Origin of the sequence: Cupriavidus sp. HPC(L) (genome assembly GCF_000307735.3) — a bacterium.
GTDB lineage: Bacteria > Pseudomonadota > Gammaproteobacteria > Burkholderiales > Burkholderiaceae > Cupriavidus.
On sequence record NZ_AMPR02000357.1, the window covers coordinates 1 to 25,781 of the forward strand.

24 protein-coding genes and 1 riboswitch are annotated in these 25,781 nt (G+C 68.8%); of the genes, 13 read left to right on the forward strand and 11 right to left on the reverse strand.

Annotated features, from left to right (window positions below; all coding sequences use genetic code 11):
• Nucleotides 1-63: 63 nt before the first annotated feature.
• From B551_RS17685 to B551_RS17700, 4 genes are all read right to left on the reverse strand, one after another.
• Nucleotides 64-1,425 carry a GntP family permease gene (locus B551_RS17685; protein WP_023264676.1) on the reverse strand — a complete coding sequence of 454 codons (1,362 nt, stop codon included), beginning with the start codon at nucleotides 1,423-1,425 and terminating at the stop codon, nucleotides 64-66.
• Nucleotides 1,426-1,635: 210 nt separating this feature from the next.
• Nucleotides 1,636-2,028 carry a RidA family protein gene (locus tag B551_RS17690; RefSeq protein WP_006579898.1) on the reverse strand — a complete coding sequence of 131 codons (393 nt, stop codon included), beginning with the start codon at nucleotides 2,026-2,028 and terminating at the stop codon, nucleotides 1,636-1,638.
• 66 nt (nucleotides 2,029-2,094) lie between these two features.
• A complete protein-coding gene (locus B551_RS17695) occupies nucleotides 2,095-3,624 on the reverse strand; it encodes an amidohydrolase family protein (RefSeq protein WP_006579897.1) in 1,530 nt (509 codons plus the stop codon).
• A gap of 2 nt (nucleotides 3,625-3,626) precedes the next feature.
• Entirely contained in the window at nucleotides 3,627-4,541 is a 915-nt protein-coding gene (locus B551_RS17700) for a MurR/RpiR family transcriptional regulator (RefSeq protein WP_006579896.1), read from the reverse strand.
• A 187-nt stretch (nucleotides 4,542-4,728) separates the two neighbouring features.
• Here B551_RS17700 and B551_RS17705 point away from each other — a divergent pair, with 187 nt between their 5' ends.
• From B551_RS17705 to B551_RS17720, 4 genes are all read left to right on the forward strand, one after another.
• A complete protein-coding gene (locus B551_RS17705; RefSeq protein WP_006579895.1) occupies nucleotides 4,729-6,057 on the forward strand; it encodes an amino acid deaminase in 1,329 nt (442 codons plus the stop codon).
• A 48-nt stretch (nucleotides 6,058-6,105) separates the two neighbouring features.
• Nucleotides 6,106-7,041, forward strand: a complete 936-nt coding sequence (locus tag B551_RS17710) for a sugar kinase (RefSeq protein WP_006579894.1) — start codon at nucleotides 6,106-6,108, stop codon at nucleotides 7,039-7,041.
• A 93-nt stretch (nucleotides 7,042-7,134) separates the two neighbouring features.
• A complete protein-coding gene (locus tag B551_RS17715; RefSeq protein WP_023264677.1) occupies nucleotides 7,135-7,776 on the forward strand; it encodes a bifunctional 4-hydroxy-2-oxoglutarate aldolase/2-dehydro-3-deoxy-phosphogluconate aldolase in 642 nt (213 codons plus the stop codon).
• Between the two features lie 100 nt (nucleotides 7,777-7,876).
• Nucleotides 7,877-9,619: a phospholipase D family protein gene (locus tag B551_RS17720; RefSeq protein WP_006578422.1), complete on the forward strand. Its 1,743-nt coding sequence runs from the start codon at nucleotides 7,877-7,879 to the stop codon at nucleotides 9,617-9,619.
• 72 nt (nucleotides 9,620-9,691) lie between these two features.
• On the opposite strand, the gene B551_RS17725 is transcribed toward B551_RS17720, so the two are convergent.
• The 4 genes from B551_RS17725 to B551_RS17740 all read right to left on the reverse strand — a co-directional run bounded on the left by B551_RS17725 (nucleotide 9,692) and on the right by B551_RS17740 (nucleotide 12,307).
• Nucleotides 9,692-9,823 (reverse strand): entericidin A/B family lipoprotein, encoded by a 132-nt coding sequence (locus B551_RS17725; RefSeq protein ID WP_006578423.1) that lies wholly within the window; start codon nucleotides 9,821-9,823, stop codon nucleotides 9,692-9,694.
• A 119-nt stretch (nucleotides 9,824-9,942) separates the two neighbouring features.
• A complete protein-coding gene (locus B551_RS17730) occupies nucleotides 9,943-10,449 on the reverse strand; it encodes a hypothetical protein (protein WP_023264678.1) in 507 nt (168 codons plus the stop codon).
• Nucleotides 10,450-10,468: 19 nt separating this feature from the next.
• The gene (locus B551_RS17735; RefSeq protein ID WP_023264679.1) at nucleotides 10,469-10,852 is read right to left on the reverse strand and encodes a DUF6152 family protein; all 384 of its coding nucleotides are present in this window, start codon (nucleotides 10,850-10,852) and stop codon (nucleotides 10,469-10,471) included.
• A gap of 141 nt (nucleotides 10,853-10,993) precedes the next feature.
• Nucleotides 10,994-12,307, reverse strand: coding sequence for a hemolysin family protein (locus tag B551_RS17740; RefSeq protein ID WP_006577842.1), 1,314 nt, complete (start codon nucleotides 12,305-12,307; stop codon nucleotides 10,994-10,996).
• 127 nt (nucleotides 12,308-12,434) lie between these two features.
• Here B551_RS17740 and B551_RS17745 point away from each other — a divergent pair, with 127 nt between their 5' ends.
• Nucleotides 12,435-13,340 (forward strand): helix-turn-helix domain-containing protein, encoded by a 906-nt coding sequence (locus tag B551_RS17745; RefSeq protein ID WP_006577841.1) that lies wholly within the window; start codon nucleotides 12,435-12,437, stop codon nucleotides 13,338-13,340.
• Here B551_RS17745 and B551_RS17750 read toward each other — a convergent pair.
• The gene (locus tag B551_RS17750) at nucleotides 13,328-13,954 is read right to left on the reverse strand and encodes an acyloxyacyl hydrolase (protein WP_023264680.1); all 627 of its coding nucleotides are present in this window, start codon (nucleotides 13,952-13,954) and stop codon (nucleotides 13,328-13,330) included. The two genes, B551_RS17745 and B551_RS17750, sit on opposite strands and share 13 nt — an antisense overlap.
• A 239-nt stretch (nucleotides 13,955-14,193) precedes the next feature.
• Nucleotides 14,194-14,384, forward strand: a riboswitch (FMN riboswitch).
• 225 nt (nucleotides 14,385-14,609) lie between these two features.
• On the opposite strand from B551_RS17750, the gene ribB reads away from it, so the two are divergent.
• Nucleotides 14,610-15,320: a 3,4-dihydroxy-2-butanone-4-phosphate synthase gene (ribB, locus tag B551_RS17755; RefSeq protein ID WP_006577839.1), complete on the forward strand. Its 711-nt coding sequence runs from the start codon at nucleotides 14,610-14,612 to the stop codon at nucleotides 15,318-15,320.
• 234 nt (nucleotides 15,321-15,554) lie between these two features.
• Nucleotides 15,555-16,193, forward strand: coding sequence for a surface-adhesin E family protein (locus tag B551_RS17760; protein ID WP_006577838.1), 639 nt, complete (start codon nucleotides 15,555-15,557; stop codon nucleotides 16,191-16,193).
• Between the two features lie 90 nt (nucleotides 16,194-16,283).
• Here the strand turns inward: B551_RS17760 and B551_RS17765 are convergent, their stop codons facing one another.
• Nucleotides 16,284-16,700: a hypothetical protein gene (locus tag B551_RS17765; RefSeq protein WP_156526507.1), complete on the reverse strand. Its 417-nt coding sequence runs from the start codon at nucleotides 16,698-16,700 to the stop codon at nucleotides 16,284-16,286.
• Between the two features lie 847 nt (nucleotides 16,701-17,547).
• Between B551_RS17765 and B551_RS17770 the strand changes: the two genes are divergently transcribed.
• Both B551_RS17770 and mdoH read left to right on the forward strand, forming a co-directional pair.
• Nucleotides 17,548-19,005 carry a glucan biosynthesis protein G gene (locus B551_RS17770; protein ID WP_253281375.1) on the forward strand — a complete coding sequence of 486 codons (1,458 nt, stop codon included), beginning with the start codon at nucleotides 17,548-17,550 and terminating at the stop codon, nucleotides 19,003-19,005.
• Nucleotides 18,978-21,557, forward strand: coding sequence for a glucans biosynthesis glucosyltransferase MdoH (gene mdoH / locus B551_RS17775; RefSeq protein WP_006577836.1), 2,580 nt, complete (start codon nucleotides 18,978-18,980; stop codon nucleotides 21,555-21,557). The genes B551_RS17770 and mdoH overlap by 28 nt, the downstream gene beginning before the upstream one ends.
• A 328-nt stretch (nucleotides 21,558-21,885) precedes the next feature.
• Here mdoH and B551_RS17780 read toward each other — a convergent pair whose 3' ends face one another.
• On the reverse strand, nucleotides 21,886-22,452 hold the full coding sequence (locus B551_RS17780) for a hypothetical protein (protein WP_023264682.1): 567 nt from the start codon (nucleotides 22,450-22,452) through the stop codon (nucleotides 21,886-21,888).
• A 317-nt stretch (nucleotides 22,453-22,769) separates the two neighbouring features.
• On the opposite strand from B551_RS17780, the gene B551_RS17785 reads away from it, so the two are divergent.
• The 4 genes from B551_RS17785 (at nucleotide 22,770) to B551_RS17800 (ending at nucleotide 25,757) form a co-directional block, all read left to right on the forward strand.
• Nucleotides 22,770-23,990, forward strand: coding sequence for a Bcr/CflA family multidrug efflux MFS transporter (locus tag B551_RS17785; RefSeq protein WP_023264684.1), 1,221 nt, complete (start codon nucleotides 22,770-22,772; stop codon nucleotides 23,988-23,990).
• Between the two features lie 286 nt (nucleotides 23,991-24,276).
• Nucleotides 24,277-24,558: an HU family DNA-binding protein gene (locus tag B551_RS17790; RefSeq protein ID WP_006577833.1), complete on the forward strand. Its 282-nt coding sequence runs from the start codon at nucleotides 24,277-24,279 to the stop codon at nucleotides 24,556-24,558.
• A gap of 186 nt (nucleotides 24,559-24,744) precedes the next feature.
• Nucleotides 24,745-25,230, forward strand: coding sequence for an acyl-CoA thioesterase (locus B551_RS17795; protein WP_006577832.1), 486 nt, complete (start codon nucleotides 24,745-24,747; stop codon nucleotides 25,228-25,230).
• 2 nt (nucleotides 25,231-25,232) lie between these two features.
• Nucleotides 25,233-25,757, forward strand: coding sequence for a CreA family protein (locus B551_RS17800; RefSeq protein ID WP_006577831.1), 525 nt, complete (start codon nucleotides 25,233-25,235; stop codon nucleotides 25,755-25,757).
• Nucleotides 25,758-25,781 lie beyond the last annotated feature (24 nt).

The window sequence follows — 25,781 nt, forward strand, 5'->3', positions numbered from 1 at the left end:
GGGCGGGGGAGAGGGCAACGGCGCCCCACATTGCGACGCCGCCCCAGCCCAACCGCCCCGGTCTCAGATCACGGTCGCCAGCCCCAGCGTCAGCAGCAGCGCCACGACGGAGATGATCGTCTCGCAGACGGTCCAGGTCTTGAAGGTCTGCGCGACCGTCATGTTGAAGTACTCCTTGACCAGCCAGAACCCCGCATCGTTGACGTGCGACAGGATCAGCGAGCCCGCGCCGGTGGCCAGCACCAGCAGCTCCGGGCGCGTGCCGGGCACGCTGGCCGCGATCGGCGCGACGATGCCGGCCGCGGTGGTCATCGCCACGGTCGCCGAACCGGTCGCGATGCGGATCATCACGGCGACCAGCCAGCCCAGCACCAGCACCGACACGTTGGCGCCGGTGGCCACTTCGACGATCGAGTTCGAGATGCCCGAGTCGCGCAGGATGCGGCCGAAGCCGCCGCCGGCGCCGACCACCAGCGTGATGATCGCGGTGGGCGCCACCGATTCGTTGGTAAAGCGCAGGATCGCCTCGCGATTGAAGCCGCGCGCCTTGCCGAAGGTATAGAAGCTGACCAGCGCGGCGATCAGCAGCGCGATCACCGAATTGCCGATCAGCTTCAGGAAGTCGTTGGCCCAGGTCTTCGGCGTCGTCACCAGGTCGGCGCTGCTGCCGATCAGCATCAGGATCACCGGCAGCAGGATCGTGAACACGGTAATGCCGAAGCCCGGCAGCGCCTGCGCCGGCGCGGTGTCGTCCGCTTCCTCGATGAACTGCGCGGCCAGCGGGTTGTCGGCGGGCAGCTTGATATGGCGGTCCATCAGCGTCGCGAAGATCGGGCCGGCGATCGCCGCGGTCGGGATGCCTACGATCAGCGCATACAGAATGGTGCGGCCGATGTCGGCACCGTAGGCGGTCACCGCCAGCAGCGCCGCCGGATGCGGCGGGATCAGGCCGTGCACGACCGACAGGCCGGCCACCATCGGGATGCCGACCTTGACCATCGAGGTGCCGGTGCGCTGCGCGATATTGAAGGCGATCGGGATCAGCAGCACGAAGCCGACCTCGAAGAACACCGGCAGGCCGACGATGAAGGCGATCGTCGCCATTGCCCAGTGCACGTGCTTCTCGCCGAAGAACGCGATCAGCGTGCGCGCGATCCGCTCGGCGCCGCCGGACTCGGCCATCATCTTGCCGAGCATCGTGCCGAGACCCACCACCAGCGCGATATGGCCCAGCGTGCCGCCGACGCCGGCCTCGAACGACTTGACGATCTCGTTCATCGGCATGCCGACCGAGAAGCCCAGCAGGACCGAGACTACCACCAGCGTGATGAAGGGGTTCAGCTTGAATCGCGCGATCAGCACGACCAGCGCGATCACGGCGATCAGCGCATACAGCAACAGCGTGGTTCCGGTGACTGGGACCATGTTGTCTCCTTGGGTGCGCGGGGCCGGTCGGCGCCGCGGCGGTATGAAAGAGGCCGCTGGCGCGGCCCGGTTGGGAAGCAATGCTGTCGTCCCCGCGGAGGCGGGGACCCAGTGGCTTTCAAAGACGCTGGATTCCCGCATCCGCGGGAACGACAGCGGGTGGTCGCGGACCTGTCAGCGGGGCCGCATGGAAACGGTTTGGCGGCCGAATCAGCCGCCCGGCCGCTTGTAGGCGATGCAGTCGATCTCGACCTTGCAGTCGACCACCATGCTGGACTGCACGCAGGCGCGGGCCGGGGGATTGGCGCCGAAATACTGCTTGAAGATCTTGTTGAACGAGGCGAAGTCGCGCGCGTCGTCGAGCCAGACGCCGCAGCGGACCACGTGCTCGGGGCCGTAGCCGGCCTCGGCCAGGATCGCCAGCACGTTCCTGATGGCCTGGTGGGTCTGCGCGACGATGCCGCCGTCGACGACCTCGCCATCGACCATCGGCACCTGGCCGGACACATAGAGCCAGCCGTCGGCCGCGACCGCGCGCGCGAACGGCATGTGCTGGCCGCCGGTGCCGGTGCCGCCTTCGACGCCAAAGCGTTGGATATCCATGAAGACTCCTTCGAACTGAATACGGTAAACGATGAGCTTGAAAAACGGGGAAGGAATGGTGCGGATTTACGTGTCCGCGATGGCGTCCGCAACGGCCGGGCCCCGTTCGCCGCGCGGCAGGAAACGCCCGGCGCGCGCGCTGGTGGCGCGCCGCTGCGACCATGACAGCGTGCCGTTGACCCACACCGCGGCGATGCCCTCGGCCGGCTGCATCGGCTCGGTGAACGTGGCCGCGTCGCGAATCGTCGCGGCATCGAACAGCACCAGGTCGGCCCAATTGCCCTCGCGCACGAAGCCGCGGCCCGCCAGGCCGAAGCGCTCGGCCGACATGCCGGTCATCTTGGCGATCGCCATCGTCAGCGGGAACAGCTCGCGATCGCGCGCGTAGTGGCCCAGCACGCGGGGGAAGGCGCCCCACAGGCGCGGATGCGGCAGCGGATCGTTCGGCAGCCCGTCCGAGCCGATCACCGTGGCCGGATGGGCGAGGATCCGATCGACGTCGGCGTCTTCCATGCAGTGATAGACCGCGCCCGCCGGTTGCAGGCGCCGCGCCGCCTCGTGCAGGTCGACCTGCCATTCGGCCGCGATATCGGCGAGCAGGCGTCCACCCATGGCGGGATGCGGCTCGGACCAGGTCACCATGATGTCGAAGTCGCCGGTGACCTGTTTCAGGTCCAGCGTCGACGAACTGGCGGTATAGGGATAGCAGTCGCAGCCGACCGGCTGCCAGCGCTGCGCGCCGTCGAGCGCGGCCAGCACCGCCCCGCTGCGGCCCCAGTTGTCCACGCCCGCGCATTTGAGGTGCGAGATCACGACCGGCACGCGCGCATGGCGGCCGATGCGGAAGGCCTCGTCCATCGCGTCGAGGATCTCGGCGAATTCGCTGCGCAGATGCGTGGCGTACAGCGCGCCGGCACGCGCCAGCGGCTCGGCCAGCGCCAGCACTTCCTCGGTCGGCGCGGCGAATGCGTTGGCGTAGGCCAGTCCGGTCGACAGGCCGAGCGCGCCGTGATCCAGCGCCTCCTGCAATTGCGCGCGCATCGCGGCGATCTCGCCGGCGCTCGCGGCTCGGTCGAGCCGGTCCAGATGATTGCTGCGCAGCGCGGTGTGGCCGACCAGCGCGGCCACGTTGACCGCGGGCCGCGCGGCCGCGATCGCGTCGACGTAGGCCGCGAAGCTGGGGTAGCGGAATGCGGCGGCATCGCCCAGCAGGTTCATCGGATCGGGCGGATCGCCGCGCAGCGACACCGGCGCCGCGCTGATGCCGCAGTTGCCGACCACCACGGTCGTCACGCCCTGCGACAGCTTCGGCGTCATCTCCGGCTGGCGCACCACGTTGGTGTCGTCATGCGTGTGGACGTCGATGAAGCCCGGCGCCAGCACCAGCCCGGCGGCATCGACGACGTCGGCCGCGGCATCGGTGGCGATCCGTTCGGCGCCATCATCGTCGTCGGCATCGATGCCGACGATGCGCGCGATGCGGCCGTCGCGCAGCGCGACATCGGCGACGCGCGCGGCGGCGCCAGATCCGTCGATCACGGTGGCGCCGCGGATCAGCGTGTCATAGGCGAAGGCGGTGTCCGGGCTCGCTGCCATGGTCAGTCTCCGAGCGGCTGACGGCTGTCGCGCAGCGCCGCGTTGCCGCGCTCGCCGCTGCCCCGATGCGCGTCCAGCACGTACTTGAGCCGCCGCAGGCGTTCCTGGCTGTCGTCCTGCTGCAGCAGCGCGAGCTGCGTGGCCAGTACGTCCAGCACCAGCAACATCGCATAGCGCGAGGCGGACGGCTTGAAGATGAAATCGGTTTCCAGCGCGCGCACGGGCAGCAGCACGTCGGCGCGCGCGGCCAGCGGCGAGCCCAGCGCGGTCACCGCGATCACCCGCGCGCCGTATTCGCGTGCGACATCGCAGCTCGCCAGCATCTCCGGCACGCTGCCGCTGACCGAGAAGGCGAGCACCACGTCGCCCTTGACCAGCGTGGCCGCGACCATCTGCTGCAGCACCGCGTCCTGATAGCTGGCGACCGGCCGGCCCAGCCGCGCCAGGCGGTAGCGCGCCTCGTCGGCCAGCCAGGTCGAGCCGCCGCCCATGCCGAAAGCGTAGACCATGCGCGCGTCCTGCAACAGGCGCGCGGCGCGCTCGATCTGGGCCTCGTCGATCAGTTGGCGGTTGGCCTCGAGCACCGCGACCACGTCGCCATGCAGCCGATCGGCCAGCGAGGGCGGGGCCGCTTCGGCGCCGGCGGTGCCCGGCTCGTGCTGCAGGAACCGTTGGCCGACCGCGGTCGCGCGCGCCAGCCGCAGCTTCAGGTCGCGCACGTCGCGGCAGCCCAGCGCCTTGGCCAGGCGCGTCACGCTGGCCTCGCTGACGCCGGCCTTGCGCGCCAGCGCATTGATGCTGGCCGAGGCCGCGCCGGCGACGTCTTCGAGGATGACCTGGGCCACCTTCTGCTCGGCCAGCCGCAGCGTCGGGCCGCGCTCGGCGATGCGGGTCAGGATGTCGAAGGCAGCGGGCATGGGCTTGGCGGAAGGGGCCGGATGGCGCGTCCCGCCTCGGGCGGAGGCGCGGCATCGCGGCGTGTTACTTTATAACAAAGGTGAAATATCGTAATTTCGCCGCTATCATTACGTCAATCGAAAATTTCGAGGTGGCGCCATAGGGCCGCATTGGGGTGTGGAAAGGCGCGGAAGGGCGGATCAGGACATGCGTGATATAAAGTACCAGAGCGGCATCATCGATCCGCTGAACAAGGCGCTCGGCAAGCTAGAGGCGCCGCTGGCACCGGCCGAGGCCGCCACCGGCTGGCGGCTGCTGGAAGAGGAGCTGAGCCTGCCGGCCGCCGTGCTGTACGAAAGCCGGCTGGCGCATAACCTCGCCTGGATGCGCCGGTTCATGGACGAATACGGCGTGAAGCTCGCACCGCACGGCAAGACCACGATGGCGCCCAAGCTGTTCGCCAGGCAGCTCGAGGCCGGCGCCTGGGGTATCACGCTGGCCACCGCGCAGCAGACCGCCGCCGCCCATGCGCACGGGGTCAGGCGCGTGCTGATGGCCAACCAGCTGGTGGGGCGGCGCAATATGGAGATCGTCGCCGACCTGCTGCGCGATCCCGATTTCGAATTCTTCTGCCTGGTCGATTCGGCCGAACTGGTCGACCAGCTCGGCGACTTCTTTCGCGCCCGCGGCCAGCGCCTGCAGGTGCTGCTCGAGCTGGGCGTCGAGGGCGGGCGCACCGGCGTGCGCGATGCCGCGCAACAGCAGCAGGTGCTGGACGCGCTGGACCGCTGGACCGACGCGCTGACCCTGGCGGGCGTGGAAATCTACGAGGGCGTGCTGCAGCGCGAGGCCGATATCCGCGCCTTCCTGCGCCGCACCGTCGCGATCACGCGCGAACTGGCCGGGCAGGGCCGCTTCGGCCCGGGTTCGGAGCCCCGCCCGGTGGTGCTGTCCGGCGCGGGCTCGGCCTGGTACGACGTGGTGGCCGAGGAATTCGCCGGCGCCGACATCGGCGCGCCGATCGATGTCGTGCTGCGGCCCGGCTGCTATCTGACGCACGACGTCGGCATCTACCGGCAGGCGCAGCAGCGCATCCTGGCGAGCAACCCGGTGGCGCAGAAGATGCGGGAGGGCCTGCTGCCCGCCCTGCAGCTGTGGGCCTATGTGCAGTCGATCCCCGAGCCGGACCGCGCGATCGTCGGCATGGGCAAGCGCGATGCGGCCTTCGATGCCGGCATGCCGATTCCGGCGCGGCACTTCCGCCCGGGGTCGGCAAATGCGCCGGCAAGCGCGCCGGCAAGCGCGCCGGCCCACGCGCGGGGAACCGCACCGGCCGATGCGCCGTCCCATTGGGAAGTGACCGGCATGATGGACCAGCACGCTTACCTGCGGATCGCGCCGGGCGATGACGTGCGGGTCGGCGACATGATCGCCTTCGATATCTCGCACCCTTGCCTGACCTTCGACAAGTGGCGGCATATCCCGGTGCTGGACGACGAGCTGCGCGTGGTCGATATCGTGCAGACCTTTTTCTGACGGCATCCCGCTTCTCTGGTCTTCTTCTTCCCTATCGGCGATCGCACCATGAGCATCGATATCCTGGCCTTCGGCGAAGCGCTGGTCGAGTTCAACCAGCAGCCCGACGCGCCCGAGCGCTATCTGCAGGGCTTCGGCGGCGATACCTCGAACTTCTGCATCGCCGCCGCGCGGCAGGGCGCGCAGACCGGCTTCATCAGCGCGGTGGGCGCCGACAGCTTCGGCGAGCGGCTGCTGGCGCTGTGGACACAGGAGCGCGTCGATACCCGCCATGTCCGCACCGATCCGCGGGCGCCGACCGGCGTCTACTTCGTCAGCCACGACAACCACGGCCATCGCTTCGACTATCTGCGCGCCGGCTCGGCGGCGAGCTGCTACAGCCATGACGACCTGCCGCAGCAGGCGATCGCCGAAGCGCGCTATCTGCATCTGTCGGGCATCAGCCTGGCGATCAGCAACAGCGCCTGCGACGCCGGGCTCGCGGCGATGGAGCTGGCGCGCAAGGCCGGCGTCAAGGTCTCGCTCGATACCAATCTGCGGCTGCGGCTGTGGTCGCTGGCCCGCGCGCGCGGCATCACGCGCGAGGCGCTCGGCCTGACCGATATCTGCCTGCCGAGCTGGGACGATGTCACGGTGCTGACCGGGCTCGACGACCGCGACGCGATCGTCGACCATCTGCTCGGCTGCGGCGTCAAACTGGTCGCGCTCAAGCTGGGCGAGGAGGGCGCCTATGTGGCGACCCCCGATGCGCGCGCGCTGGTGCCCGCCTATCCGGTGCAGCCGCTCGACGCGACCGGCGCCGGCGATTGCTTCGGCGGCAGCTTCATCGCCCGGCTGGCGGCCGGCGACGATCCCTTCGAGGCGGCCCGCTATGCCAACGTGGCCGCCGCGCTGTCGACCACCGGCTATGGCGCGGTCGCGCCGATTCCGTCGGCGGACACGGTGCTGGCGCGGCTGGCCGAATCCGTCTCGGTGATCCGATGATGGCGCCGGTCCGCGCTTCAGGTCGGCCTGTCGAGTCCTTGCGCGTGACGACGCTTCCTTTCAACCCGTACCGATTTCCTTCCCGATAACGCCATGCCCAGCCAATCTCCTTCGCTGATCGACCGCCTGGCCGGCGTGCCGGTCATCCCCGTACTCGAATTCCACGCCGTCGACGAGGCGCTGCGCGTCTCCGAGGCGCTGGTCGCCGGCGGCCTGCCGGTGCTCGAAATCACGCTGCGTACGCCGGTCGCGCTCGAGGCGATGCGCGCGGTCGCCGCCGCGTTGCCGCAGGCCATCGTCGGCGCCGGTACCGTGCTCGACGCCGCGCAGCTGCATGCGGTGCGCGATGCCGGCGCGCAGTTCGCGGTGTCGCCCGGGCTGACGCCGCGGCTTGCCGAAGGCGCGCGCGATGCCGGCATATCGCTGTTGCCCGGTGTGGCTACTGCCAGCGAGGCGATGGCCGCGCTCGAAGCCGGCTTTACCTTCCTGAAGTTCTTCCCGGCCGAGGCCGCCGGCGGCATGCCGATGCTGAAGTCGCTGAACGGGCCGCTTCCGCGGCTGCGCTTCTGCCCGACCGGAGGCATCGACGCGGCGCGTGCGCCGGGCTATCTGGCCCTGCCGAACGTCGTCTGCGTCGGCGGCTCCTGGGTCGTGCCCAAGGACGCGGTCGCCAGCGGCGACTGGGCGCGCATCCGCGCGCTGGCCGAACAAGCGGCGGCGCTGCGGCGCGGCTGAGCGCGGCCCTCTCCCGCGTCCGCGGGCTGTCGGACAAAGGCCGATTGTCCGCGCCGGTGGCGCCACCTAAGCTGACAGCATCGGGACTGATGGAGTCGGCATGACGGCGTTTGCGGTGTCGTGGGGGAAAGCGAGGCCGCGCACGGCAAGCTGGCTGCGCTGGCTTGCCACGGTGACGCTGGCGCTCAGCGCTTCCGCCTGCGCCAGCCTGCCGCAGGATGTGCCGCGCCGGCCCTCGACCGCCTTCACCGGCTGGGCCGATACCCCGCTGGGCCAGGTCGTCGCCAGGAGTACGCCGGACCCGGCGCTGTCCGGCTTTCACCTGGTGTCGTCGGGCGAAGATGCCTACGGCACGCTGATCACGCTGGCCGACCGCGCCACCCGTTCCCTGGACCTGCAGTACTACATCGTTGCCGCCGACGAATCGTCGCGCGAGATCCTGCGCCGCGTGCGCGCCGCCGCCGAGCGCGGCGTCCATGTGCGGCTGCTGGTCGACGACCTGCACAGCGACGGCAAGGACCCGGCCTTCCTGCGTTTCGCCCGCCATCCCAATATCGAGGTGCGCTACTTCAATCCGTTTCCGGCGGGACGCTTTTCCAAGCTGACGCGCTTCATCAGCGTGGTGGGCGACGCCAGGCGGGTCAACCGGCGCATGCACAACAAGGTCTTCATCGCGGACAACGCGATGGGGATGACCGGCGGCCGCAATATCGGCAACGCCTATTTCCTGCGTGCGCCCGATACCAACTTCCTCGATCTCGACGTGGTGGTGGCCGGTCCGGCGGTGCGCCGGCTGTCCGCGGGCTTCGACGAGTATTGGAACAGCCAGTACGCGTACCCGGTCGAGGCGCTGGCCAATCCGGACGAGGCGGCGCCGGGTCCGGCTGGCACGCCGCCCGGGTCCGGCGTGCAGGCCGCGGGATCGCGCGGATCGGGTGGGTCGGGCGATTCGAAGAAGGCGGGGGGATCGGGCGGATCGGCCAGTTCCGCTTCGGCGCCGCCGGAACAGGCGCTGGTCGACGAGGCCGCGCAGCGCGAGGCCGAACAGAAGCGGCTCGAGGCGAGCGGCATGACGGCGCCGCAGAAGATCGATCCGGCCAAAAGCTTCCTTGCCCGCGAGCTCTCGCGCGGCGGCAGGCTGAACTTCGAGTGGGCCCGCGCCAGCGTGCTGGTCGACAACCCGGCGAAGGTCGAGCCCGACAAGCTGCCGGACAGCGACGATACGCTGGCCGACGAGGTCGCGCGGATGATGAAGGAGGCCCGCCAGGAGGTCATCATCATTTCGCCGTATCTGGTGCCCGGCAAACGCGGCGTCGAATGGCTCAGCGCACTGACCGCGCGCGGCGTCAAGGTGCGCGTGCTGACCAATTCGCTGGCGGCGACCGACTCGCCGATCGTCCACGTCGGCTACAAGCGCTACCGCAAGGCGCTGATTCGCTCCGGGGTCGAGCTGCACGAACTGAAGCCGCGGCTGCAGCGGCAGCAGCGCTCGGTCGGGGATTTTGGATCCTCGCAGGCCAGCCTGCACGTCAAGGCCGCGGTGGTAGACCGTCAGACGCTGTTCGTCGGCTCGATGAACTTCGATCCGCGCTCGATCACGCAGAACACCGAGACCGGCCTCATCGTGCGCAATGCCCGGCTGGCGGGGCAGGTGGCGCAGATCTTCTCGGACGCCATCGGCGTCAACAGCTGGCGGCTGCAGCTGTCGGAGGACGACGAGCTGCAATGGGTGGACGGGCAGGGCAAGCAGGCGGTGGTGCTCGACACCGAGCCGGATACCACCTGGTCGCAGCGCCTCTGGATCGACATGCTGACGCCGTTTACGCCGGAAGAGCTGCTGTAAGCGCTGGGGCGGATGCAAGTCCGGGCAGGCCGCCGCGCAACTGGCTGGCGGCCTGCCCGCTGACTGAGCGGCTTACTTGTGACGATCCGCTGCGCCTTCGAGCTTCTGGCCGCCGCGCTGGATGTCCTGGCCCAGGCCGGCCATCGTGTTGCAGCCGGTCAGCAGCACAGCCAGCATCACACCAAAAATCCAACCTTTTTTCACACTGCGCTCCTTTTGAGGTGTTGCGAACGGGGCGATTTTACAATCGGTGCGGCCCGCTGCGCACAGGGCAGTGTCGCTATTTGTAACGGGCAGCGCAGGGGAAGGGGAGGCGCGGCGTCCTAGACGTAGGCGATCAGCCGGCCGGCGGCGATGACCAGCGTCCAGGTCAGCAGCGACAGCACCGCCGCGGTGCGCGCCCAGCGCGGCGGCCGGGCGCCGACGTTCCAGTCGGCGGGGCCGGCGGCCCGTTGCAGGGCGCGGTACGGCCAAAGGTGGAATGCCAGCGCGTTGAGCAGCCCGAGGGCGATCAGGGTCAGCTTGAAATAGAGCGCGGGATTGGTCGCCAGCTCGTCGGCATGCGCGAGCAGCAGCAGGATGCCGCTGACCGCCACCGCGACGAAGGCGGCCATCGTCAGCGGCAGCACCTGGCGCAGCAGCGCCGTCACCGGCAGGTTGCGCCAGAGCCCGGCCAGCCGCAGGTCGACCACGGCGATGGTGCCGAACAGCAGCGCCATGCCGGCCAGGTGGACGATTTCGACGAGCGGATAGGCCCAGGCGGAAGCGCGCAGCGCGCTCGACAGCGGCAGCGCCGCCAGCGTGGCGCCCAGCTCGGTCAGCGATGCCACGGCGCCCGCTGCGGGACAGTCAGCGCAGTTCGACGGTCTGGCCGTCGAGCACGATCCGCTCGGCGCGCATCTCGTCGCCGTGTTCCTTGCTGGGGTAGCCGACGATGGTGACCTCGCGGCCGACCGCGACCTTGTCGGCGGTCGCGCCGCGCGCCTGCATCCGCGAGATCGGCGCCAGTACGGCCAGCCAGCGCTTGCCGTTGGCGTCGATCCGCACCATCGCGTGCGGGTTCTCGTATTTGACTTCGGTGAGCTTGCCGGTCAGCGTGATCGGCTTGCTGTCGTCATAGCTCGACCAGCCGTGGTGCGCGGCGGCCGGGCCGGCCAGCAGCGCGGCGAACGCGGCGGCGGTGGCAAGCGCGGCAAGCGGGCCGCGGGACATCGAGCGGAACGGGCGGGACATGGCGGTTCTCCGGCTTCTGCGTTCGTGGAGTATAGCTGCCGCTCGAGCAAGGGGCGTCGCGGCTCTCCCTCTCCCCCAATCCTTCGCCCGCAAGAGGGAGAGGGCTGGCGAGAGGGCGCGGCCGCATCGCACCCCGAACGGCTAGCCCGTCGTATCCGGCTCCGGACCTTCCTCGGCGGGCAGCGGGCTTGCCAGCACCTTGTCGATGCGCTTGCCGTCCATGTCGATGATCTCGAATTTCCAGTCGAGCCAGCTGACCGAATCGGCGATCTGCGGCAGCCGTCCCAGCAGCAGCAACAGCATGCCGGACAGCGTGTGATAGCGCTCCTTGTCTTCCTCCGGCACGCTGCGCAGGCCGATGCGGTCCTTCAGCTCGGGGATCGGGATCAGGCCGTCGAGCAGCCAGGAGCCATCCTCGCGCTGCACCGCCCATTCGTCGCCGGCGATGTCCGGCTTGAACTCGCCGGTGATCGCCTCGATCAGGTCCTGCAGCGTGACGATGCCCAGCACCTCGCCGTACTCGTCGATGACGAAGGCCATCTGTCCACCGGACGAGCGGAAATGTTCGAGCAGCTCCATGCCGGTGACGCTTTCCGGCACATAGACCGGGGCCTGCATCACGGCGGCCAGCTCGGTGGCCTCGCCGCGCAGCTTGCGCGCCAGCAGCTGGCGCGCGCTGACCACGCCGATCACGTCGTGCATGCCGCCGCGTACCACCGGGAAGCGCGAGTGGTCCGATTCCTCGATGCGGCGCAGGTTCTCCTCCAGCGGCAGTTCGACGTCGAGGCTGACCACGTCGCCGCGCGGCACCATCAGCGAGGTCAGCTGGCGGTCGTCGAGCCGGAACACGTTGCGCACCATCGTGTGCTCGTGGCGTTCGATCACGCCGGCCTCCGAGCCCTCGACCAGCAGCGCATGGATTTCTTCCTCGGTGACCGCGGGACCGGCGCCGCTCTTGACGCCGATCAGCCGCAGCACCAGCCGGGTCGAGCCCGACAGCAGCTTGACGAACGGCGTCGAGGCGACTGCCAGCCAGGACAGCGGCCGCGCGACCGCGCGCGCCAGGGTCTCCGGCGCCAGCTGGCCCAGCCGCTTGGGCACCAGCTCGCCGAGCACGATGGAAAAGTAGGTCAGTCCCGCGACGACGATCGCGGTGGCCACATAGCCCGCGGTCGGCTGCGCCATGCCCACGCCCTGCAGCCAGACGCCGAGCGGCTGCGCCAGCGCGGATTCACCGACCACGCCGTTGAGCACGCCGATCGAGGTGATGCCGATCTGCACGGTGGACAGGAAACGGGTCGGATCCTCGCCCAGCTTGACCGCCTCGATCGCGCCGCGATCGCCTTCGTCGATCAGCTTCTGCAGGCGGGCCTTGCGTGCCGAAACCAGCGCGATCTCCGACATGGCGAACACGCCGTTGAGCAGGATCAGCGCCAGCAGGATGGCTATTTCCATCAGGGTGCGCGCCCTACGCGCGCGGGTGTTGTCGAGCCGTCAAGCATAACATCGGCATGTGGCACGTCCGCCATTGATTACCTGGCAGGTTATCGCCAGGGCGCGCACCGCATGCTGTAATGCGGCCATGGACACGCTGACTCCCGCCTCCGAAACCGCTCTCGACTTTCCCGCCCTGCTGCGCTACTGGCGCGGGCGCCGCGGCTACAGCCAGCTCGCGCTGTCGCTTGCCGCCGGGGTGTCGCAGCGGCATATCAGCTTTCTCGAATCGGGCCGCGCCCGGCCCAGCCGCGAGATGATCCTGGCGCTGTCGGACCGGCTCGGCGTGCCGCTGCGCCAGCGCAACCGGCTGCTGCTGGCGGCCGGCTTCGCTCCCGCCTACAGCGAACACGCGCTGGCCGAACCGCCGCTGCAGATGGTGCGCCAGGCCATCGCGCTGATCCTCGCCAAGCAGGAGCCGTATCCCGCGGTGGTGCTGGACCGCTTCTGGAACATCAGCGATGCCAACCGCGCCTATCGGCGCATGGTCGACGCGCTGCTCGACGGCCGTGCCGCCGCGGTGCTGCCCGAAGGCCTGGGCAACGATGCGGGCGGCGGCCCGCGCATCAACCTGATGCTGACCGTGTTCGATCCGCAGGGGCTGTGGCCAATGATCGAGAACGCCCATCAGGTCGGCCGCTATCTGCTGCGACGCGTCTGGCAGGAGTTGCAGGCGCAGGCGCACGACCGCGTCGCGCGCGAGATCTTCGCCCGCATCGCGCAATGGCATCCGGACATGATCGGACCGGGCGGCGTGCCGCATGCCGACGACGACGGCAGCGAAGGCCCGCTGCCGCCGGTGCTGCCGGTGGTGCTGCGCGCCGACGGCTTCCAGGCCTCGCTGTTCTCGACCTTGACCACGCTGGGCAATCCGCATGACGTCACGCTGCAGGAACTGCGGATCGAATGCTTCTTCCCCGCCGACGAACCGTCGCGCCTCGCGCTCGAGGCGCTCGGGCACGACGCCGCGCCGGCTGCCGTTCAGAACCGGTAGCGCAGATAGGCGGTATGGAAGTCCGAGCCGGGGTTGGGCTTCTTGATGCCGGCATTCGAGATGTGCTGGTAGCGGTAGCCGATGGCGAAGCGCTGGTCCTTGCCGAAGGCGATGCCGACGCCCGCCATGTCCGAGAACTGGAACGCGGTCGACATCGAATGGTTGTCCGAGGTCCGCGTCCCGCTCATCAGGCGCACGCCGATCGATGCCTCGAGAAAGGGTACCCATCGATGGCGCTGCCAGGCCAGCCGCAGCACCGGCTGCGCGCCGATCTCCCACAGGTTGCGCGGATTGGCGTCGCTGGTGCTGTCCCAGCGCGCGACATTGAGCTCCCACAGCAGGCCGAGCCGCAGGCCGGTGGGGTCGCCCCAGCCATAGCCGGAATCCCAGCCGAACGCGATATCGACCTTGCGCACGTCGGTGCGGCTGTCGGTGCCGTAGGCGATCTGCACGGTCGGGTCGGCCCAGGCGGCGCCGCCGGCGGCCAGCAGCGGCAGCGCGGCGAGCCAGCGCAGCGCTCGCAAGGAGCGGCGGGATGCGCGGGAAGAACAGAGGGCAAGGGAACGGGAAGGGCGGCGGAACAGGCGGGCAAGCGGGTCGTCGTCGAATGGCATCGTGATCGCGGCAAGAAAAAACGGGAACGGGAAACGCGCAGAGGGCGCGGAAAGCCAGCGGGCTCGAAGGAATCCGGCGCCCGCATGGCGGGCGCGGCGTCCGCGCAAGTCGTTTAGTTGTAGTACAGATCGGGCGCTTACGCCGCATCGCGTGATAACATCGCAACGCCGGCGCGAGCCTGCGCCTTCGTGAATCGGTCCACGATCCTTCGAAGGGCAAGCGCGTTTCGCCGGTTTCGTTACGTCTTCAGGGCGGGGTGAAAGTCCCCACCGGCGGTATGCCGAACGCGTTCACCGACGCGGCCGGCGAGCCCGCGAGCGCCCGCGTCGTTCCATGTCTTCGTTGTATCCGACATGGTTGCGCGCGGGGTCAGCAGACCTGGTGAGAGGCCAGGGCCGACGGTCATAGTCCGGATGAAAGAAGATGGGCGAGCAAGCATCGCTGCCGTTTCATTGCCATGTCGATGGAACGGCGCGGGCCTGCGCGGTCGCGTGCCTGTGCATGCGGCCCGCGGTTCGTCGCCTTGCCATGCGCAAGCGGACAGCGAGTGGACGATCACCCAGGCCGGCGCTTCTGGCCGGCCGTCGTGCGCGCTGCGGCTTGCGTCGCCAATCCCCTGAAACGCCCGTTGATCTTTACGCAAGGAGCGTTTCAATGCTGTCCACGCTGTCGCCTTCCCAAACCAATCTTTCCCCCGACCACGCCGCGGCCGCCGTCGGCCCTGCCGACGCCATCGTGCCGGCGCTTCCCCATGATCTGCCGACCCGCATCGAGCAGGCGCTGCAGGCCATGCGCGAAGGCCGGCCCGTGGTGCTGATGGACGACCACGACCGCGAGAACGAGGCCGACCTGATCGTCGCGGCCGAGCGGCTGACGCCGGCCAATATGGCAATGCTGATCCGCGAATGCAGCGGCATCGTCTGCCTGTGCCTGACGCGCGAGAAGGTCGCGCGGCTCGGCCTGCGGCCGATGGTCGAGAACAATCGCAGCCAGTACGGCACCGCGTTCACCGTGTCGATCGAGGCCCGCACCGGCGTCACCACCGGCGTCAGCGCGGCCGACCGGATCACGACGATCCGCGCGGCGATCGCCGACGATGCGGGGCTCGACGCGGTCGTCAGCCCCGGCCATGTGTTTCCGCTGGTGGCCGCCGACGGCGGCGTGCTGACCCGCCGCGGCCATACCGAGGGATCGGTCGAGCTGGCGCGGCTGGCCGGCCTCGCGCCGGCCGCGGTGCTGTGCGAACTGATGAATCCGGATGGCACGATGGCCCGCTACGAACAGGCGCTGGCCTTCGCCGCGCAGCACGATCTGCCGGTGCTGACGATCGCCGAGCTGGTCGCCTGGCGAGAGCAGGGGCACTGAGGCCGGCGCGGACCGAGGCCTGCATCACGGCGCAAGCTGGCGCGCGAACCACGGCGCAAACCACGGCGCAAAATGGGGCAAATCGCAGCGAACGCCGCCGCCAGCCCGACCGTTCCGGCCGCGGCGGCGCGTCGCTGTGCGACAATGCCGGCTGTCGCGCGGCCCGTGCATCATCGCGGCCGCGCCTGCCGCCGGTCCCCGGGCCGTCCCTGTCTTGCCAACGCGCCCCGCATCATGTCGTTTCGTGCCGCCACGCCCGCACCGCGCCGCCGCGCTTTCCGCGCGAGCGCCGCGACTCTTCGCTTCCGTTCCTCCGATTCGCTTGCGCCGCTGCTGCTGGCCGCCTCGCTGACGCTGGCGCCGGCATTCGGCACCGACGCCCACGCCGACACCGCGCGCGGCAAGGTGGTGCCGGCCGCTGCGGCCGGACTCTATCAATGCCAGGGACCGAATGGCGGCACGGTGTTTCGTTCGACGCCGCGCGAGGGTTGCGTGACGCTGGCCGCGCCGGACCCGTCCGCGCCCGATCCGCAGCGCTGGCTGCCGCTGATGGGCGCCAACGGCGTGATCTCGTACCTGGACCAGCGCTCGGTGCGCCGGCAGGGCGCGCGCATCGGCGTGGTCTTGATGCGCAACGCGCCGGTCGGCGGCACCATCCATACCACGAGCGGCGAGCCGATCCAGTCGTCGCTGCGGCGGATGGTGCTGGACTGCGCCACGTCGATGTACGCGGTGGTCGAGCAGACGCTGTTTCCCCGCCGATTCGCGCGCGGCGAGCCGCTTTACACGATCCGCTCGCCGCAGCGGGCGACGCCGCGGCCGGTCTCGTCCGGCTCGCTGGCCGGCGAGGTGATGGCGCGCCTGTGCCGCTGAGCGCCGTTCAGCGGGCTCGCCGCTGAACGGCCTTCCCATGGAAGCCGGCACGACCGTTGCCGGCTGCTCCCGTCCCCGCCGTTTCCTTCGCTATTCCTCCTCGACGGCGCGCGCCCGCCAGCGGCCGTCGGGCTGCTTGCAGAACCAGCCGGTCCAGCTTTCCTCATTGCTCGAGCGCATCAGTTCGCTGCGGATCTGGCGGCAGGGCTGGCCGCGGTCGGTCTTGCTCTGCAGTGGCGTGATCCTGGCGTAGGTCGCCGGGCGCCGCGGCGTCGCCTGGGTGCGCCACGAGACCGCGGTGCCGTCCTCGGTCGTGGTCAGTGCGCGATTGACCGCCGAGGCGAAGGCGCGTGCCTCGCTCTGCGTCATCGTGCCGACGATCGTGCTGGTCAGATAGTGGTCGACGTATGCCCGTGCCGGTGCCGGCGCGCCCAGGCCCAGCGCGAACGCCAATGCAGTCGCCAGCCCCGGCGGCAGCGGCAGGCGGGCGGGCGCGGCATGCGGCATCGGCATCCCCTTGGCGGCGAGATCGTGTGAGCGGCGAGGGCGTGGCCTGGTCGCACGCAGGTGCGCCGTCGCCCGGATCGGTCGATTGTAGTTCGCGCGGCCACCGGCCGCGGCCGTCGCATGCGGGCATGCGTGTCCCGCCCCACCAAGCAAGGATTTTGTCGGACAGCGTCCGATTGACGCGGCAATGACACGGACCTAGTTTCAATCGTCGCGCCCGCTGCGGCCCGTTCGCTTGCCGGCCTTGCCGCCGGAAGCCACGGCTGCATCCGCAACCGACCCGCGTGCCGTCCGGCGCGCATCCGATCCCGTCACTGATTCGTTTGCTCCTGTGCGCAGGACGACAGGAGCGGGCAGGCCTTGCGCCCGCCACCGTGCCGCGGGTTTGTTGCGGTGCAATTCCGGCGTCATTCGAGCCATGAGGAGGATACCAGACGTTGATCAATCAAGAGACGAATAATCAACAATCGTTTCAAATTGTTGCAACCGTTGCGTGATCGAAACGTGACTTTTGGTAGGCAAATTTGTTAAGGTTTTGTCCCGCATTGCAGCAAATCCAATACCTTCCAAGCGTCACCCAAGTCACAGCCCCCGGCAAAGTCCGTCATGGGGCGGCTCAGGCACCGGTCATCCGGCCTGGCCATCGACGAGTATCCGCGCCACTGTCCGCGGCTTCCCGAATAACCAATTGCATTACCGACTACCGCCTTTGATGACGGCATTCATGATCGACTCCGCCATTTCTCCGCCGCTTTCCGCCCGTTCGTGCCGGCCCACGTCGCCGACGCGCTCCAACGGCGTGCGGCTGGGACGCTGGCTGTGTGCCGGTGCGCTCGCCTGCTTCGCGATGGCGGCGCACGCGTTCAGCTTCGATACCGTGGCGGCGCGCGCGCGCCAGCTGGCCAATTCCCCGTACAAGGCCCCCAAGGCCCATCTGCCGACCGAGCTGCGCGAACTGTCGTACCCGCGCTATCGCGAAATCCAGTACAAGCCGGAACGCTTCGTCTGGCGCAATACCAAGCTGCCGTTCGAGCTGTCGTTCTTCCACGAGGGCATGGTGTTCGACCAGCCCGTGAAGATCAACGAGGTCACCGGCAACCGCGTGCGCGAGATGCGCTTCAATCCGGCGGACTTCAACTACGGCTCGCACAAGTTCGATCCGGAGATGCTCAAGGGCCTGGGCTTTGCGGGCTTTCGTGTGCTGCATCCGGTCAACGGCAAGCACAAGGACGAGGTGGTGTCCTTCGTCGGCGCCAGCTATTTCCGCGGCGTCGGCAAGGACCAGTGGTTCGGCCTGTCGGCGCGCGGCGTCGCGGTCGATACCGCGCTCGCGTCGGGCGAGGAATTCCCGCGCTTCGTCGAGTACTGGATCGAACGTCCGGCGCCCGGCGACAAGCAGCTGACCATCTATGCGCTGATGGACTCGCGCCGCATGAGCGGCGCCTATCGCATCGTGGTCAAGCCGGGTGCCGATACCGAGACCGAGGTCAAGGCGCGGCTCTATCTGCGCGAGAACGTGACCAAGCTGGGCCTGGCGCCGCTGACCAGCATGTACCTGTTCGGCGAGAACCAGCCGCCGGCGGCGCCGGAGTTTCGTCCCGAGGTGCACGATTCCGACGGCCTGTCGATCCAGCTGGGCACCGGCGAATGGATCTGGCGTCCGCTGGTCAATCCGAAGCGCCTGCTGGTGACCTCGTTCTCGGCGACCAACCCGCAGGGCTTCGGGCTGATGCAGCGCGATCGGTCGTTCGCCAGCTACCAGGAAATCGGCGAATGGTATGAACGCCGGCCGAGCGGCTGGGTCGAACCGCGCGGTAACTGGGGTTCGGGCCGCGTCGAGCTGGTGATGATTCCGACGCCGGACGAAACCAACGACAACATCGTGGCCTACTGGGTGCCCGACAATCCGCCCAAGCCGAAGCAGCCGTTCGATCTGGAATACCGGCTGCTGTGGCAGAAGGACCGCGAGCGCATGCCGCCGCTGTCGTGGGTCACGCAGACCCGCCGCGGGCAGGGGCTGACCCGCAACAAGGAAGACACCAGCTTCTCGCTGCTGGTCGATTTCGAGGGCCCCGCATTCAAGAAGCTGGATCCCGCCACGCATATCGACGCGGTGGTATCGGCCGATGGCAACGCCGAACTGCTGCGCACGACGACGCAGCGTAACGAGGCCACCGGCGGCTGGCGCATGACGATGTTCCTGCGCCGCAAGGACGAGAACAAGCCGGTCGAGTTGCGCGGCTATCTTCGCAACGGCAACACAACCCTGTCAGAGACATGGAGCTACATCTTACCCCCAGGCTAAAGCAGCGCTCGGCCGCGGCGGCGTGCGAGCGCTATGTCGACCGCCTGCCGGTATCGCCGGAACAGCGCCGCGACCTGCTCGCCGATACCGCGCTGCACGAAGGCATCGTCATCAAGGGCGATGCCACCGGCGACGATCCCGGCGTGCGTTCGCTGCAGAAGGCGCTGGCCAATGGCGACGCCGCGGCCTCGCCCGCGGGCGCGGCCTACGGCTCGATCGAGCGGCGCCTGCAACTGGCCTATGGCGAGCCGAAGGTCGGCGGCGAACCGCTGATCGAGCGGCGCGCCGACGGCACCGTCCATGTGGCCACCGGCCCCGAGCCAAAGCGCGCGTCAATGGTGCCGCGGCCGTGGCCGCCGCACCTGGTCGCGGCCTTCGTGCGCAACGGCGTGCGCAAGTTGCTCGGCAAGCCGCCCGTTCCCGAGACGTGGGACACGCTGCACGACGGTCCCGATGCCGAGGGCAAGTGGCATCCGGCCGGCGCGCATCGCCGCTGGGTGCTGCTGTTCCTGGTGATCGTGCAGACCATGATGGCGACGTATTTCATGTCGACGGTGCTGCCGTACAAGGGCAACGACACCCTCGAGATGATCACGCTGGGCCTGTTCACCGTGCTGTTCTCGTGGGTCTCGGCCGGCTTCTGGACCGCGATGATGGGCTTCCTGGTGCTGGCCAAGGGCGGCGACCGACATCTGATCTCGCGCTCGGCCAGCGGCAACGCGCCGATCGCGGAGCAGGCCCGCACCGCGGTGATCATGCCGATCTGCAACGAGGACGTGACCCGCGTCTTCGCCGGACTGCGCGCGACCTACGAATCGCTGGAACGCACCGGCGAGCTCGCGCACTTCGATTTCTTCGTGCTGTCCGACAGCGGCAATCCCGATCTGCGCACTGCGGAAACCGATGCGTGGATGGAGACCTGCCGCGCGGTGAACGGCTTCGGCCGCATCTTCTATCGCTGGCGCCGCCATCGCGTCAAGCGCAAGACCGGCAACGTCGCCGACTTCTGCCGCCGCTGGGGCAGCAAGTATCGCTACATGGTCGTGCTCGATGCGGACAGCGTGATGAGCGGCGATTGCCTGGCCACGCTGGTGCGGCTGATGGAGGCCAACCCCGGCGCCGGCATCATCCAGACCGCGCCGCTGGCAACCGGCCGCGAGACGATGTACGCGCGCGTGCAGCAGTTCGCCACGCGCGTCTACGGTCCGCTGTTTACCGCCGGCCTGCATTACTGGCAGCTGGGCGAATCGCACTACTGGGGCCACAACGCGATCATCCGCATCAAGCCCTTCATGGAGCATTGCGCGCTGGCGCCGCTGCCGGGCAAGGGGCCGCTGGCCGGCGAGATCCTGTCGCACGATTTCGTCGAGGCCGCGCTGATGCGCCGCGCGGGCTGGGGCGTGTGGATCGCCTACGATCTGCCGGGCTCGTTCGAAGAGCTGCCGCCCAACCTGCTCGACGAGGTCAAGCGCGACCGCCGCTGGTGCCAGGGCAACCTGATGAACTTCCGGCTATGGATGAAGCAGGGCTTCCACGCGGTGCACCGCGCGGTGTTCCTGACCGGCGTGATGGCCTATCTGTCGGCGCCGCTGTGGTTCCTGTTCCTGCTGCTGTCGACCGCGATGCTGGCCAAGCATGCGCTGGTGCCGCCCGAGTATTTCTCGCAGCCGTATCAGTTCTATCCGAACTGGCCAGAGTGGCATCCGGAGAAGGCGCTGGCGCTGTTCTCGGCCACCGCGACGCTGCTGTTCCTGCCCAAGCTGTTCGGCGTGGTGCTGCTGATGAAAGAGGCGCGCCGCTACGGCGGGGCGCTGCGGCTGATGCTGTCGATGCTGATCGAGGTCGTGATCTCCGCGCTGCTGGCGCCGGTGCGCATGCTGTTCCATACGCAGTTCGTGCTGGCCGCCTATATCGGCTGGGGCATCTCGTGGAAGTCGCCGCCGCGCGAGGACGCCGAGACGACCTGGGGCGAGGCGGTGCGCCGCCACGGCTGGCACACGGTGCTGGGTCTCGGCTGGGGCGCGCTGGTGTACTGGCTCGACCCGGGCTTCGTCTGGTGGCTGCTGCCGATCGTCGGCGCGCTGGCGCTGTCGATCCCGCTGTCGGTCTGGCTCTCGCGCGTCAGCCTGGGCCGTGCCACGCGCCGTGCCGGATTGTTCGTGATTCCCGAGGAAGCCGAGCCGCCGCGCGAGATCGTCGATACGCAACGCCATGTGGCCGAGGCCGGCGACACGCCCGGCTTCGTCGACGCGGTGGTCGATCCGGTCACCAACGCGCTGATGTGCGCGACCGCGACCGCGCGCGTGGTGCAGCCCGCCGGCACGCAGCGCCAGCACGCGGTGCTGGTGCAGCAGGCGCTGACCAATGGTCCGGACAATCTGAACGCCAGGCAGAAGCTGCTGCTGCTGAACGATCCGCTGGCGCTGTCGCGCCTGCACGAAGCGGTCTGGTCGTCGCCGCTGGCCGACGACGGCTGGAAGGCCACGCGCGCGCTGCTGCGCCGCGCGGCCAACGTCGTACCCCTGCGCCCGCGGGGGAGTGCGGCGGCTTGAAAGATCGGTGATTCGCGCTTGCCGATGATTCCCGGCTCCCGCTTGCGGGAGCGGGGTTGGGGGAGAGGGCAGTGCGGTCGTTATGCGACCGTGCTTTAAACCACCCCCTCTCCCCCTGAAGGAGAGAGGGAGAACCCCAACGGCGGGGTCCCGCTCCCAACGCCGATTCCGTGCTTCGCTCCTCTCTCACTGAGAGGGAGAACCCCAGCGCGGCTTCGACCGCCAATGCTGGTCCATGCTTCGCTCCCCTCTCCCGCATGCGGGAGAGGGGTTGGGGGAGAGGGCAAGGGCGGTGGTGATGCGACCAACAGTGAAGCCGAGGCGATCTTCAGCGCAGCGCCGCCGTGCAGATCGGCCCGTTGATATAGACGTCGCCGACGCGGCGCTCGCCTCTCGCCTTGCGTGTCATGTAGCGGAACATCATGCTGACGCCCAGCTTGGTCAGGATCTCGACGTCGCGGTTCGCGCAGATATTGCGCTGTAGCGGCGCCGCATAGCTGACCTCGAAGCTGGCCAGATCGAGCATCGGCCCGCTGTAATTGGTCAATTCCAGCTGGAACAGGATGTGTTTGCCGGGCACCGCCTGGCAGCGGCGCAGACGCGTTTCCTTGTCGATCTCGATCGGCAGCGCGTCGTTGAGCTGGCGGCAGGCGCGCGCCAGCACGGTATCGGGCCGGCGCGAGCTGCGCAGGAATTCGGGCACGCCGGCCGCGCCGGTGTTCTGGCCGGTGGCCGCGCCGCGCAGCATGCGGGTCAGCGAATCGGCTTCATCGACCACCACGGCCGCGCTCGCGGCCGGATGCGCCGCGACGGTACGCGCCGTGACCGGCGCCGCGCAGGCCGACGAGGCCCACAGCAATCCGGTGGCGGTAGCGATCCCGATGGAGGCCGACATTCCTCGGGCGATCGATGCAGTCGTGTGGTTCGATTTGGTTCGCATGCAGGGAAAGAACGCCTGGAACGGCACGGGGCTGGGGCTGCGCTGAAGTCCCGCGATCGAGGCCGGCAATGAAGATGGACCGGCAGTGTGTCGACCGGGTGCCATTGTACCTGCCGGCCCCGTGAGGCGGAACCCGCCGGCGCGCAATACATCACGTTGTGCAACAATTGCGCCTTTCGCTTGACGTCGTTCCCGTCGTCCGTCAGTGCGTTGCCGCGCAGGTCTTCGTTGTTCTCTCGCATGCCGGCGCGGACGACATCTTCCCCATTGCAATGACCCAGTCCTCTCGCCCGGCCACGACGCCGCGCTTCCCGCTTTGGTTGCTGATCTGCGCATCGCTGACCGCGCTCGCGCCGCTGTCGATCGACATGTATCTGCCGGCGTTCCCGACGCTGGCCGCCGACCTCGGCGTCGACATCGGCAGCGTGCAGCTGACGCTCGGCACCTTCCTGGTCGGCCTCGCGATCGGGCAGTCGTTCTACGGTCCGGTCAGCGACCGCTTCGGACGCAAGGCGCCGCTGTATGTGGGGCTCGGCCTCTATGTCGTCGCGTCGGTGGCTTGCGCGCTGGCGGGCGACGCGCCCGCGCTGATGGCCTGGCGCTTCGTGCAGGCGGCCGGCGGCTGCGCCGGCATGGTGATGGCGCGCGCGATGGTGCGCGATCGGCTCGAAGCGCACGAGTCCGCGCGCGCGTTCTCGTCGCTGATGCTGGTCATGGGTCTCGCGCCGATCCTGGCGCCGATCGTTGGCGGCGCGATCCTGACCACGTTGGGCTGGCGCGCGATCTTCTGGGTGATGGCCGCGGTCGGCGCGATGATCCTGCTGCTGGTGCATTTCCGGCTGGAAGAGTCGCTCGATCCGCGACGCGCGATCCCGCTGCGCCTGGGCGAGGTCTTCCACAACTACGGCGCGCTGCTGCGCGACCGCGAATTCCTTGGCTATTCGCTGTGCGCCGGCTTTGCGCAATCGGGCATGTTTGCCTACATCGCCGGCTCGCCTTTCGTGCTGATCGAATTGCACGGCATCGATCCTTCCCACTATGGCTTCGTGTTCGGGGCCAATGCCTTCGGCCTGATCGCGATGTCGCAGCTCAATGCCGCACTGGTGCGGGGGCGTTCGCTCGATCGCGTGCTCCGGCTGGCGCTGGCCGCGCCGTGCGCAGCGGGCTTGCTGCTGGCGCTGGCCAATCTCGCCGGCGCGGCGACGCTGCCGGTGCTGCTGCTTGGATTCTTCGTCTACGTGGCAGCGCTGGGCTGCATCATGCCCAACGCATCGGCGCTGTCGCTCGCGCATCAGGGCCACCGCGCCGGCACCGCGTCGGCGCTGATGGGCACGCTGCAATTCGGCATGGGCACGCTGGCCGGTACCGCGGTCAGCCTGTGGCACGACGGCACCGCGTTGCCGCTGGGCGTGGTGATGGCCATCGGCGGCATCGGCGCGGTACTGATGCGGATGCTCGGCCGCCGGTCCGCCGCGGTCGCGGCCGCCGAATAAGACGGGGAGGGCGGTCCCGCCGTCGGCGGTTGCCTTTTGCCCCTTGGCTTTTGGCCTTTACGCTTTGCCCCGAGGTTGGGGATAACCCGCTGTCGGACCCGCGTCAAAGCCCGGAATTGAGGGGGTAAATCTCCCCGAAAGCCGCTTGACGGAAGGATTTCCGGCATTTTCGTTGCGTCGGTGCGACTGGGGATTGCCCAAGGCGCAAGCGGCGGATTAGACTGCGCCGGTCGGTGAAACGGCTCAGGCTGGTCACCGGTGACGACGACCAACAAGGGATACAGCCATGAATAAAGGTGAACTGGTGTCTGCCATCGCCGCAGACGCGGAACTGAGCAACGCTGCAGCGGAGCGCGCCCTGAACGCCGCGCTGGAAAACATCAAGAAGGCGGTTGCCAAGGGAGATTCGGTCACGCTGGTGGGCTTCGGCAGCTTCGGCGCCGGCAAGCGTGCCGCCCGCACCGGCCGCAACCCGCGCACCGGCGAAACGATCAAGATTCCGGCCGCCAAGACGGTCAAGTTCTCTGCCGGCCAGGGTTTCAAGGACGCTGTGAACAAGAAGAAGTAAGAGCGGGCATCCAGCGGATGCCAACCGGGAGAGCGGCCCATGTGGGCCGCTTTTTTCATTTGGCGCCGCCGTCGCCGCGCCGCGCTACACTCGCATCCTGCAAGCGGAATCCGCACGCATTGCGCCACCCCGCATTCCGCTACCGCATTCTCAACTACACCGCGCCGATTGCTCGCGCCGCTCCCGATGAACGACCTCTCGCATCAACTGTCGATGACCGTGCTGATGACGCCGGACATGGCCAATTTCTCCGGCAACGTCCACGGCGGCACCATCCTCAAATATCTGGACATGGTCGCCTATGCCTGCGCCAGCCGCTACGCCGGGCGCTATGTCGTCACGCTGTCGGTCGATCAGGTAGTGTTCCGCCAGCCGATCCATGTCGGCGAACTGGTGACCTTCCTCGCCGCGGTCAACTACACCGGCCGCAGCTCGATGGAGATCGGCATCAAGGTCATCACCGAGAACATCCGCAGCAAGCTGGTGCGCCATACCAACAGCTGCTATTTCACGATGGTCGCGGTCGACGACGACGGCAAGCCGGCCGAGGTGCCGACGCTGGTGCCGCGCGACGAGGTCGAGCGCCAGCGCTTCGCGGCCGCGCAACTGCGCCGCCAGCTGCGCCAGGAGATGGAGCGCCGGCACGACCAGATCCAGGGCGCGGTGAGCTGACCATGGCGCGCGCATCCCGTCGCCCGCTGTCCGCCGCGCCGGCTTCCCCGCTGGTTTCCGCACTGGTTTCCGCGCTGGTTTCCGCGCTGGCATTGGCAACGATCGCGCCGGCGCACGCCGAAGAGATCGGCAGCGTCAACACGCATTTCCGCGTCACCGGCTCGGACCGCGTCGTGATCGAGGCCTACGACGATCCCGAAGTCGACGGCATCACCTGCTACGTCTCGCGCGCCCGCACCGGCGGCATCAAGGGCTCGCTCGGCATGGCCGAGGATCCTGCGGAGGCGTCGATCGCCTGCCGCCAGGTCGGCAAGATCGGCTTCAAGGGGCCGCTGCGCCAGCAGGACAATGTGTTCTCCGAACGCATGTCGATCCTGTTCAAGACGCTGCATGTGGTGCGCGTGGTCGACCGCAAGCGCAACACGCTGGTCTATCTGACCTATTCGGACCGCATCGTGTCGGGCAGCCCCAAGAACAGCGTGACGGCGGTGCCGGTGGAGGCCGCCACGCCAATTCCGGTGCGCTGACGCGCGCGGGGCCTTACTGCCCCA

What these genes read in the sequence shown, in the direction of transcription:
- B551_RS17685 (WP_023264676.1), bottom strand. Translation starts at nt 1,425, where the DNA reads ATGGTCCCAGTCACCGGAACCACGCTGTTGCTGTATGCGCTGATCGCC.
- B551_RS17690 (WP_006579898.1), bottom strand. Translation starts at nt 2,028, where the DNA reads ATGGATATCCAACGCTTTGGCGTCGAAGGCGGCACCGGCACCGGCGGC.
- B551_RS17695 (WP_006579897.1), bottom strand. Translation starts at nt 3,624, where the DNA reads ATGGCAGCGAGCCCGGACACCGCCTTCGCCTATGACACGCTGATCCGC.
- B551_RS17700 (WP_006579896.1), bottom strand. Translation starts at nt 4,541, where the DNA reads ATGCCCGCTGCCTTCGACATCCTGACCCGCATCGCCGAGCGCGGCCCG.
- B551_RS17705 (WP_006579895.1), top strand. Translation starts at nt 4,729, where the DNA reads ATGCGTGATATAAAGTACCAGAGCGGCATCATCGATCCGCTGAACAAG.
- B551_RS17710 (WP_006579894.1), top strand. Translation starts at nt 6,106, where the DNA reads ATGAGCATCGATATCCTGGCCTTCGGCGAAGCGCTGGTCGAGTTCAAC.
- B551_RS17715 (WP_023264677.1), top strand. Translation starts at nt 7,135, where the DNA reads ATGCCCAGCCAATCTCCTTCGCTGATCGACCGCCTGGCCGGCGTGCCG.
- B551_RS17720 (WP_006578422.1), top strand. Translation starts at nt 7,877, where the DNA reads ATGACGGCGTTTGCGGTGTCGTGGGGGAAAGCGAGGCCGCGCACGGCA.
- B551_RS17735 (WP_023264679.1), bottom strand. Translation starts at nt 10,852, where the DNA reads ATGTCCCGCCCGTTCCGCTCGATGTCCCGCGGCCCGCTTGCCGCGCTT.
- B551_RS17740 (WP_006577842.1), bottom strand. Translation starts at nt 12,307, where the DNA reads ATGGAAATAGCCATCCTGCTGGCGCTGATCCTGCTCAACGGCGTGTTC.
- B551_RS17745 (WP_006577841.1), top strand. Translation starts at nt 12,435, where the DNA reads ATGGACACGCTGACTCCCGCCTCCGAAACCGCTCTCGACTTTCCCGCC.
- B551_RS17750 (WP_023264680.1), bottom strand. Translation starts at nt 13,954, where the DNA reads ATGCCATTCGACGACGACCCGCTTGCCCGCCTGTTCCGCCGCCCTTCC.
- ribB (WP_006577839.1), top strand. Translation starts at nt 14,610, where the DNA reads ATGCTGTCCACGCTGTCGCCTTCCCAAACCAATCTTTCCCCCGACCAC.
- B551_RS17760 (WP_006577838.1), top strand. Translation starts at nt 15,555, where the DNA reads ATGTCGTTTCGTGCCGCCACGCCCGCACCGCGCCGCCGCGCTTTCCGC.
- B551_RS17765 (WP_156526507.1), bottom strand. Translation starts at nt 16,700, where the DNA reads ATGCCGCATGCCGCGCCCGCCCGCCTGCCGCTGCCGCCGGGGCTGGCG.
- B551_RS17770 (WP_253281375.1), top strand. Translation starts at nt 17,548, where the DNA reads ATGGCGGCGCACGCGTTCAGCTTCGATACCGTGGCGGCGCGCGCGCGC.
- mdoH (WP_006577836.1), top strand. Translation starts at nt 18,978, where the DNA reads ATGGAGCTACATCTTACCCCCAGGCTAAAGCAGCGCTCGGCCGCGGCG.
- B551_RS17780 (WP_023264682.1), bottom strand. Translation starts at nt 22,452, where the DNA reads ATGTCGGCCTCCATCGGGATCGCTACCGCCACCGGATTGCTGTGGGCC.
- B551_RS17785 (WP_023264684.1), top strand. Translation starts at nt 22,770, where the DNA reads ATGACCCAGTCCTCTCGCCCGGCCACGACGCCGCGCTTCCCGCTTTGG.
- B551_RS17790 (WP_006577833.1), top strand. Translation starts at nt 24,277, where the DNA reads ATGAATAAAGGTGAACTGGTGTCTGCCATCGCCGCAGACGCGGAACTG.
- B551_RS17795 (WP_006577832.1), top strand. Translation starts at nt 24,745, where the DNA reads ATGAACGACCTCTCGCATCAACTGTCGATGACCGTGCTGATGACGCCG.
- B551_RS17800 (WP_006577831.1), top strand. Translation starts at nt 25,233, where the DNA reads ATGGCGCGCGCATCCCGTCGCCCGCTGTCCGCCGCGCCGGCTTCCCCG.